This window comes from Streptomyces sp. NPDC059906, from assembly GCF_042730645.1.
In the GTDB taxonomy this organism is placed as follows: Bacteria; Actinomycetota; Actinomycetes; order Streptomycetales; family Streptomycetaceae; genus Streptomyces; species Streptomyces rubrogriseus.
Genome location: NZ_JBHWKU010000002.1, coordinates 436,195 through 445,073 on the forward strand (window position 1 = coordinate 436,195; position 8,879 = coordinate 445,073).

Annotated in this window: 6 protein-coding genes and 1 tRNA gene; 5 read left to right on the top strand and 2 right to left on the bottom strand. The window is 73.3% G+C overall.

The window, feature by feature from the left end:
• Positions 1 to 104: 104 nt before the first annotated feature.
• Entirely contained in the window at positions 105 to 1,001 is an 897-nt protein-coding gene (locus ACFV9J_RS04965) for a LuxR C-terminal-related transcriptional regulator (RefSeq protein ID WP_385349911.1), read from the top strand.
• A gap of 69 nt (positions 1,002 to 1,070) precedes the next feature.
• Here the strand turns inward: ACFV9J_RS04965 and ACFV9J_RS04970 are convergent.
• Positions 1,071 to 1,143, bottom strand: a tRNA-Arg gene (locus tag ACFV9J_RS04970).
• A 331-nt stretch (positions 1,144 to 1,474) separates the two neighbouring features.
• Here ACFV9J_RS04970 and ACFV9J_RS04975 point away from each other — a divergent pair.
• From ACFV9J_RS04975 to ACFV9J_RS04990, 4 genes are all read left to right on the top strand, one after another.
• On the top strand, positions 1,475 to 3,082 hold the full coding sequence (locus tag ACFV9J_RS04975) for a dynamin family protein (RefSeq protein ID WP_385349914.1): 1,608 nt from the start codon (positions 1,475 to 1,477) through the stop codon (positions 3,080 to 3,082).
• A 639-nt stretch (positions 3,083 to 3,721) separates the two neighbouring features.
• Complete coding sequence (locus ACFV9J_RS04980; RefSeq protein ID WP_385349916.1) at positions 3,722 to 5,725, top strand: YfjP family GTPase; 2,004 nt, start codon at positions 3,722 to 3,724, stop codon at positions 5,723 to 5,725.
• Positions 5,726 to 5,950: 225 nt separating this feature from the next.
• Positions 5,951 to 6,421, top strand: a complete 471-nt coding sequence (locus ACFV9J_RS04985) for a single-stranded DNA-binding protein (RefSeq protein WP_385350122.1) — start codon at positions 5,951 to 5,953, stop codon at positions 6,419 to 6,421.
• 222 nt (positions 6,422 to 6,643) lie between these two features.
• Positions 6,644 to 8,056, top strand: coding sequence for a Cys-Gln thioester bond-forming surface protein (locus ACFV9J_RS04990; RefSeq protein ID WP_385349919.1), 1,413 nt, complete (start codon positions 6,644 to 6,646; stop codon positions 8,054 to 8,056).
• Positions 8,057 to 8,120: 64 nt separating this feature from the next.
• On the opposite strand, the gene ACFV9J_RS04995 is transcribed toward ACFV9J_RS04990, so the two are convergent.
• Positions 8,121 to 8,879 (bottom strand): tetratricopeptide repeat protein (locus tag ACFV9J_RS04995; RefSeq protein ID WP_385349921.1); only part of this gene is annotated, 759 nt, incomplete at its 5' end.

The following is an 8,879-nucleotide window of genomic DNA, read 5'->3' on the forward strand; positions in this document are numbered from 1 at the left end:
ACATACCGAACAATATTCAGGTGCTTGAGATCTGCCAGAAGGGGTTGAACTTCTATGCGCGAATTTTGAAAGGACGCTCAATAAATCAGGAAATCCCGGAGTGCTTGACGAGTCTGGGTCTTCTGCGGCGGGCGCCCGACGGCGGGATGGTCGCCGTTCCGCCGGGGCTGGCCGCCGGCGGCATCGTACGGCCCCTGGAGGCGGCCATCGGCCGTCAGCAGCACGCGCTCGACGCGGTCCACGCGTCGATCCACCGCGCCGAGCAGGTCTACCGCGACAGCTACCGCGAGGACGGGGTGCAGGCCGCGCGGGTCATCAGCGGAGCGGACGTCATCAGCACCACCCTCGCCTCCGCCGTGGACTCCTGCCAGGAGGAACTCCTCACCGCCCAGCCCGGCGGCGGCCGGCCGCAGGAACTCCTGGCCAAAGCCCTCGCCAGCGACCTGCCGGCGCTCCGGCGCGGGGTGCGGCAGCGCACGATCTACCAGCACACCATCCGCACCCACAATCCCACCCTCTTCTACGTCGAGCAGATCTCCGCCGCCGGGGCGGAAGTCCGTACGCTGGACGAGGTCTTCGACCGGATCATCGTCTGCGACCAGCGCATCGCCTTCGTCCCCGACCCTGGTGAACGGCGGAGCCAGACCGCCCTGGCGATAGAGCACCCGGGTCTCATCCGCTACCTCGTCGGCATGTTCGAGCACGCCTGGGAGCGGGCTACCCCGCTCCGGTACTCCCCCGGAGCGCACCGCCCGCCCCTGCTGGCCGACGAGACTCGCCGGTCCGTCCTGCAGCTGATGGTGAACGGCTACACCGACGAGGCCATCGCCGGGCGGCTCGGTATGAGCGTGAGGACCGTGGCCACCCATGTGCGCAAGGCGTCGGAGGCCTTCGGCAGTCGCAGCCGCGCGCAGTTGGCCTTCCTCATCGCCAAGACCGGCGTGCTCGACGAAGGGCCCGTGCGGCCGGGTGACGACCCGTCGGCCCTCGCGGCCGACTGACCCGCGCCGATGGAGCGAGGCGCAGTCCGCGCCGGAGGAGGTGCCCTCCTGGAGGGAGGGGTGTCCCGGCGCCCCCGGCAGGACTCGAACCTGCGGCCAAGCGCTTAGAAGGCGCCTGCTCTATCCACTGAGCTACGGGGGCCTGGTGTGGCGGCCTCGGTCGTGCGTGCCCGGGTGTGGGCCGGTCCGTGACCTCGCCGGGGACAAGGATAGGGCTCCCGGCTCCATGTCCCGGACGCTTCCCCTCCGTGGCTCGATGTGGAGGTTCGGTGAAGCGATCCCGATAATCGCAGGCAGTTACGAATCGTGCATCGCTTTTGGCGTCTCGCGCATCGGGTGTTGTCCACTCGTTATGCCTGGACTGTCCTCGCGTCCCAGTAGTCCCTTCCGTCCGGAGTGTCCGGTCGGCGCGCAGACATGCTCATCATGCTCATATGCTTCAGAATTCCCTCAAAATTGGGCATTCTTCCCATGTGGTGACCTTGGACGTACGGCCTCAGCTGCTCGACGCACTCTCCGCCCTGCGCGACCGTGTCGCGGCCGCACGCTTCCCGCTGCCCCTCGCGGGGGCCCCACGCGCGCGTGCCAACCGTGACGAACTGCTCGCACAGCTCGACGACTACCTGGTGCCCCGCCTGAAGGAGCCCGAAGCGCCGTTGCTGGCCGTGGTGGGCGGATCCACCGGCGCCGGAAAGTCGACCCTGGTGAACTCCCTGGTGGGACGCCGGGTCAGCGAGGCGGGTGTGCTGCGGCCCACGACCCGCACGCCGGTCCTGGTCTGCCACCCGGAGGACCACCACTGGTTCAGCGGCATGCGGGTGCTGCCCGACCTCACGCGCGTGTGGGTGCCGCACCGGGACCCGGACGACGACCTGCTGCTGCCCGGCGAGAACCCCGCGCGTGTGCTGCGGGTAGAGACCGCCGACACCCTGCCGCCCGGCATCGCCCTCCTGGACGCGCCCGACGTCGACTCCCTCGTCGCCGACAACCGCGTCCTGGCGGCCGAACTGATCTGCGCCGCCGACATCTGGGTGATGGTCACCACGGCCGCGCGGTACGCCGACGCGGTGCCCTGGCACCTGCTGCGCACCGCCAAGGAGTACGACGCCACCCTGGTCACCGTGCTCGACCGGGTGCCCCACCAGGTGGTGTCCGAGGTGTCGCGGCAGTACGGGGCCCTGCTCACCAAGGCAGGCCTCGGCGACGTCCCCCGCTTCACGGTCCCGGAACTGCCCGAGTCGGCCTGGGGCGGCGGCCTGCTGCCGGCCAGCGCCGTGGCACCGCTGCGGTCCTGGCTCGTCCACCGGGCGCAGGAACTCGACGCCCGGCACCACGCCATGGCCCGCACGGCGCACGGCATCCTGGACTCGCTCAGGTCCCGGATGCCCGAGCTGGCCGGTGCCACCGCCGCGCAGTACGCCGCCGCGCTGCGGCTCACCGCCGCCGTCGAGGGCGCCTACGACGGTGAGCACGCGCGCGTGCGGGGCCGGTTGCAGGCGGGCGCCGTACTCGCCGGGGACGCGCTGAAACGCTGGCGGGCCTTCCCCCTCGACTGCTCGCCGGACGAGCTCCTCGACTCGCTGGTGGAGAGCCTGAGCGCCCTGCTGCTGTGCGCCGTCACGGCCGCCGACGAGAGCGTCGACGAGGTCTGGCGGCACGAACCGGCCGCGGGCGCCCCCGAACTCGCGGACCACTTTCCCGCGCCGGAGAGCGCCGAGCAACGCATCGGGGTGGCCGTACGGCGCTGGCGGCGCGAGCTGGAGGAGTACGCCGAGGACGAGGTGCGCGAGCTGGACCGGAACCTGGCCCCGGACCCCGGGGTGGTGGCCGGCCTGGTCGCCACCGTGCTGCTCGGCGGGCGGCGCGCACGCGTCGCCGGGGAACGGCTCGCCGAGCGGATCGGCGCCCACGGCGCGCTGCGGCTGCGCGACCGGGGCGGGCGGCTGATCGAGGAACACGTCGACCGGGTCATGCACGTCGAGCGCGAGCGCAGGCTGGCGCCGCTCGACGGTCTCGAGGTGCACCCCGAGCCGCAGGCAGAGCTCATCGCCGCGCTGTCCGTACTGCAGAAGGAGAGGTGACCGGTGACCGCCGTCACTGACCAGGACCCCACCGAGCACACGACGAAGGAGCCGGCGCGGGCGGACCGTACCGGCGACTCGGAACCCCGGAACGACTGGGACGACCGGGACGACCGGGACGACCGGGATCGCGGGGATCGCGGGGGCGACCGGGATGAACAGAGCGGCCGGGGCGACCGGGGCGACGGGGACGACCCGGACGATCGGGGCCGCCGGGGCGACCGGGATGACTGGGACGTGGGGGACGACCGGGGCGATGGGCATGACCGGCGCGGTCGGGGCCGTCGAGGCCGCCGGGGAAGCCGGGAAGAGCGGGAGGCCCAGAAGGAGCAGGGCGACCGGGAGGGACGGGGCTCGCAGGGTAGTACCGACCAGCGCGACCCACGAGATGACCGGGGCCGCCGAGGCAGCCGGGACCGCCGAGACGGGCGGGACGGCCGGGGCGGTCAGGACAGTCGGGACAGTCGGGACCGCGGGGATGGTCAGGGCAGCCGGGATGACCGGGACCTCCGGGACCGCCGAGCCGAACGGGATGACCGGGACCTCCGGGACCGCCGAGCCGAACGGGATGACCGGGACCGCCGAGAGCGCCGGGACGGTCGGGACGGTCGGGGCGAGGAGGGTCTCGCCGAGAAGGCGGTGCTCCGCGAGCGTGCCGGGTGGAAACGCGTCGGCCGGGAGCACGCGACCGGAGACGTCCCGGATGCCGGGGACGCCGGGCGTGGGGCGCGTCCGCGGGATCGCGGGAGCGAGCGCTCCGGCGACGGCTCCCACGCGCGCGTGCCGGACGACCTCACCGGGGCGCACCGCCGCGCGGAACGCGCGGAACGCGCCGATGCCCCGGCCGGCGGTTCGGCCGGCGGTTCGGCCGCTTCCGGCGACGGGGGCGGGGGCGGGGGCGGGGAGGAAGCCTGGGGCGACGGGCTGATCGCACGGCGGGTGGACGAGAACGGCGGGGCCGAGCAGTTCGCCGTCCTGCCGAGCAGGCCCGCCTCCTCGGCCGCCCTGATGCCGCTCGCCTACGACGGCAACCTCAGGTCGCGCCTGGACGCGCTGCGCGAACTGGTGGGCCTCTCCCGGACCCGGCTCGACAGCGGAACCCTGGCCGAGGCGGGCCGGGTCCTGGACGAGGCCGCCGCGCGGCGCAGGCTCTCCGGGCAGCACACCGTCGTCGCCATCGCCGGCGCGACCGGCAGCGGCAAGTCGCAGCTGTTCAACACCCTCGCCGGGGTGACGATCTCCGAGACCGGTGTCCGCCGCCCGACCACCGCCGCGCCCATCGCGTGCAGTTGGAGCGACGGCGCGGCCAGCCTCCTCGACCGGCTCGGCATCCCCGGCCGGCTGCGCCGCCGTCCGCTCCAGCACCCGGACTCCGAGTCACCGCTGCGCGGACTGGTCCTGATCGACCTGCCCGACCACGACTCGGCCGCCGTGCAGCACCGCGAACAGGTGGACCGCATCCTGGCGCTGGTCGACGCCGTCATCTGGGTCGTCGACCCGGAGAAGTACGCCGACGCCGTACTCCACGAGCGCTATCTGCGGCCGATGGCCGGCCACGCGGAGGTCACCCTCGTCGTCCTCAACCAGGTCGACCGGCTGCCCGGGGAGGCCGCCGAGCAGGTCCTCGACGACCTGCGGCGCCTGCTCGACGAGGACGGCATCGCGCTGGGCGAGTACGGCGAACCCGGCGCGGCCGTGCTCGGCCTGTCCGCGCTCACCGGGGAGGGCGTCGGTGAACTGCGCGAGACGCTCGGCCAGTTCGTCGCCGAGCGGCAGGCCCCGGCCCGCCGCATCGCGGCCGACGTGGACGCCGCCGCCCGGCACCTGCGCCCCGTGTACGTCACGGGTCGCCGCACCGGGCTCAGCGAGGAGGCCCGCGAGGAGTTCGCGGACCGGCTGGCCGACGCGGTGGGCGCCACCGCGGCGGGCGAGGCCGCCGAACGCGCCTGGCTGCGCAATGCCAACCGCGCCTGCGGGACACCCTGGCTGCGGCTGTGGCGCTGGTACCACGACCGGCGCGATCCCGTCACGGGACGGCTGTCGACGCGCTCCCAGACGGACGAGGAGGCCACGGCGCGTCAGCGCGTCGAACAGGCGGTGCGCACGGTCTCGGACCGGGCGTCGGCCGGACTGCCGGCACCGTGGGCGCTGGCGATGCGCGAGGCGGCCGTCCGCGGCGCCCAGGGGCTGCCCGAGGCCCTCGACGAGCTGGCGGTGCGCGCGGGGCTGCCGCCGGGGCGTCCGCCGCGGCCCGGATGGTGGCCGGTGGCGGTCCTCGCCCAGGCGACCATGACCCTGCTCCAGGTGGTGGGCGGCCTGTGGCTGCTGGGCCAGATCATCGGCGTCGTGCCGCCGAACCTGGGTGTGCCCGTGCTGCTGATGGTGGCCGGCATCGTCGGCGGTCCCCTCATCGAGTGGAGCTGCCGCCTGGCGGCCCGCGGCCCCGCCCGGCGCTACGGCCATGAGGCGGAACGCCTGTTGCGGGAGGCGGCCGCGGGGTGCGGCCGGGCCAGGGTGCTGGATCCGCTCGCGGCGGAACTGCTGCGGTACCGCGAGGTGCGGGAACAGTACGCGCGGGTCACGGGAGCGGGCCTGGGGACAGGGACAGGGGCAGGGGCAGGGGCGGGGACGGCGACGAGGTAGCGGCGCGCGTTGACGACTGCCACCGTGTGGCTCGACGGGCGCCACCGTGTGGCTCGACGGCTGCCACCCGTGCGGGTGGCGGAGTTCTCCACAGGCGCCGGGCCGGTCCACAGCCCCCGGCGGACCGGCCCGGCCGCGGGCAATCTGGCCTCCACGGCGATCGCGACGGACGCGGTCGCTCCGGCCGCCGTACGGGACGGACCCGTGCGGGAGGGAGGACTCGCGATGAACGAGACGATGATCTGCGCGGTGGGGAACGTGGCCACCACACCGGTCTTCCGCGACCTGGCGAACGGACCGTCGGTGCGCTTCCGGCTCGCGGTCACCGCGCGCTACTGGGACCGCGAGAAGAGCGCCTGGACGGACGGGCACACCAACTTCTTCACGGTGTGGGCCAACCGGCAGCTCGCCACCAACGCCTCCGGGTCACTGGCGGTCGGCGACCCCGTCGTCGTGCAGGGCAGGCTGAAGGTGCGCACCGATGTGCGCGAGGGGCAGAACTGGACCTCGGCGGACATCGACGCGGTGGCGATCGGCCACGACCTCGCCCGCGGTACGGCGGCGTTCCGGCGCACCGGCAGGACGGAGGCGTCGAACTCCCCGCCCCAGCCGGAGCCAAACTGGGAGGTGCCGGCCGGGGGCACGCCGGGGGAACCGGTCCCCGAACAGCGGCCGGACCCCGTCCCGGTGGGATGAGGCGAACCCGGGCGGGACGGGCGGGATGGATTTGTCGATAATCCCTGTTCGAAAACGCTCTCGGCGATAACGATTCCGATTCGGATCACCGCGCGGACGACGATCACCGGCAAGCCCGGTCCCTCACGTCCTTAGGATGCCGAACGAGCCTTGTGGGGCTGCTGATTCTGCTGGTGGGACCGTTCCCCCCACGCCAACGGGTCCTGCTCGAAGGGGAATTTGGTGTTTTCTTCGCACGCTGCGCCGTCTCTGCCCGGTCGAGGGGCGGCGCGTCTCGCCGCCGGAGCGCTGGCGTCCGCGCTCGCGGTCGCCGGTGTGGTGACCGGTGCGGCTCCGGCCGCCGCCCAGGACGGGGCGGCGCGGGGCCAGGGCGGGGCGACGGCCACCATAGGCGGCCTCAAGACGCACGGCACCGCGGTGATCCACGGTCAGGACGGCGACCAGCAGGTGCCGGCCGGCCTGTTCGAGATGTCCGTCGAGGGCGGCGGCATGCTGCAGACGTACTGCGTCGACATCCAGAACCCGACGCAGAAGGACGCCAAGTACCAGGAGACCCCCTGGAGCGGGACGTCGCTGGGCACCAACAAGGACGCCGGCCGCGTCCGCTGGATCCTGCAGAACAGCTACCCGCAGGTCAACGACCTCGCCGCGCTCGCGAAGAAGGCGGGTGTCGACGGCGGGCTCACCGAAGAGGACGCGGCGGCCGGTACCCAGGTCGCCATCTGGCGCTACTCGGACGACACGGACGTCGAGGCCGTCGATCCGCAGGCCGAGCGGCTCGCCGACTACCTGGAGGACAACGCCCGCGACCTCGCCGAGCCCGCGGCGTCCCTCGCCCTGGACCCGCCGGCCGTCTCGGGCCGCCCCGGCGAGCGGCTCGGCCCGGTGACGGTCCACACCAACGCGGGCGGCGCGACGGTGACGCCGCCGGTGGACGCCACGAGCGAGGAAGCGGTACGGATCGTCGACAAGAAGGGCGAGCCCGTCACCAAGGTCACCGACGGTGCCCAGATCTTCTTCGACGTGCCCGAGAACGCGGCGGCCGGTACCGCCCAGCTGTCCGTCCAGGCCTCGACGACCGTGCCGGTCGGCCGCGCCTTCGCCTCCGAGAGCCGGAGCCAGACGCAGATCCTGGCCGGGTCGAGCGAGTCGACGGTCGCGGCGACGGCGACCGCCACCTGGGCCGCCGACGGCGCGATACCCGCCCTGTCCGCCGAGAAGAACTGCGCCGAGGGCACCCTGGACATCACCGCGCTCAACAAGGGCGACGAGCCCTTCACCTTCGAGCTGCTGGACACCGAGTACACCATCGCGCCGGGCGAGACCCGGACGGTACCGGTACCGGTACCCGAGGACCGCGCCTACGACTTCACCATCCGCGGCCCGGCCGGCTTCGAACAGCGCTTCACCGGCGTCCTCGACTGCCGCACCCAGAGCGCCACCCTGTCCGACACCACCCACACCCTCAGTGAACCGGCCCCCGCCACGGTCGTCACGCCCTCCCCCGACGCCAACCCCAACCTCGCCGAAACCGGCAGCTCCGACGCGACCCCGCTGATCGGCGGCGCGGCCATCGGCCTCGTGGTCCTCGGCGGCGCGGTCCTGCTGTTCGTCCGCAGGAAGAACGATCAGTGACGAAAGCGCGGGCCGGTGAGCGACTGGCCCCGGCCCCGGTCCCGGCCGACGGCGCAGACCGGGGCTAACGGCGCTTCCGGCGCGTGACTTGGCGCGCCCCCGCCTTGCGGGCGGAGAGTATCTTCTGCGCTTCGTGCCGCTTGCCCACGGCAGTCAACTCGTTGGCGAGCGCCTCGGTCACGTCCTTGGTGAGCTGGTGGTCCTCACCGAGAGTCCGGCGGCTTCGAGCGCGCGTGTCCTTGAGCAGATGCACCGCTGTCGCATGCTCCCGCAGGGCGCTCAGGGTGACTGCGAGGCTGTAGGCGGACTGGAGGGTGCGGAGGTGGTCCTCGCCGAGGATGCGACGACGGCTGTCGAGGGCGTGCTCGTCCATGCGGCGGGCCTCGGCGTACTGCCCGAGGTTGTGCAGGCTGGCGGCGAGGCTGTGGGCGGAGTCGAGCGTGTCGGGGTGGTTCTCGCCAAGGGTGCGGCGGCGCCGGTCGAGGGTGTCCTCGTCCATGCGGCGGGCGTCCTCGTCCTGACCGAGAGCGGCGAGGGCGACCGCCAGGCTGTGGGCGGAGTCGAGCGTGTCGGGGTGGTCGTCGCCGAGGGCGCGGCGGCGCCGTTCGAGGGTGTCCTCGTGCATGCGGTGAGCGTCCGTGGGCTGTCCGAGAGCGTGCAGGGTCACCGCCAGGCTGTGGGCGGAGGCGAGGGTGTGGGGGTGGTCGTCGCCGAGGATGCGACGTCGGCGTTCGAGGGTGTCCTCGTGCATGCGGTGAGCGTCCGTGGGCTGTCCGAGAGCGTGCAGGGTCACCGCCAGGCTGTGGGCGGAGGCGAGGGTGTG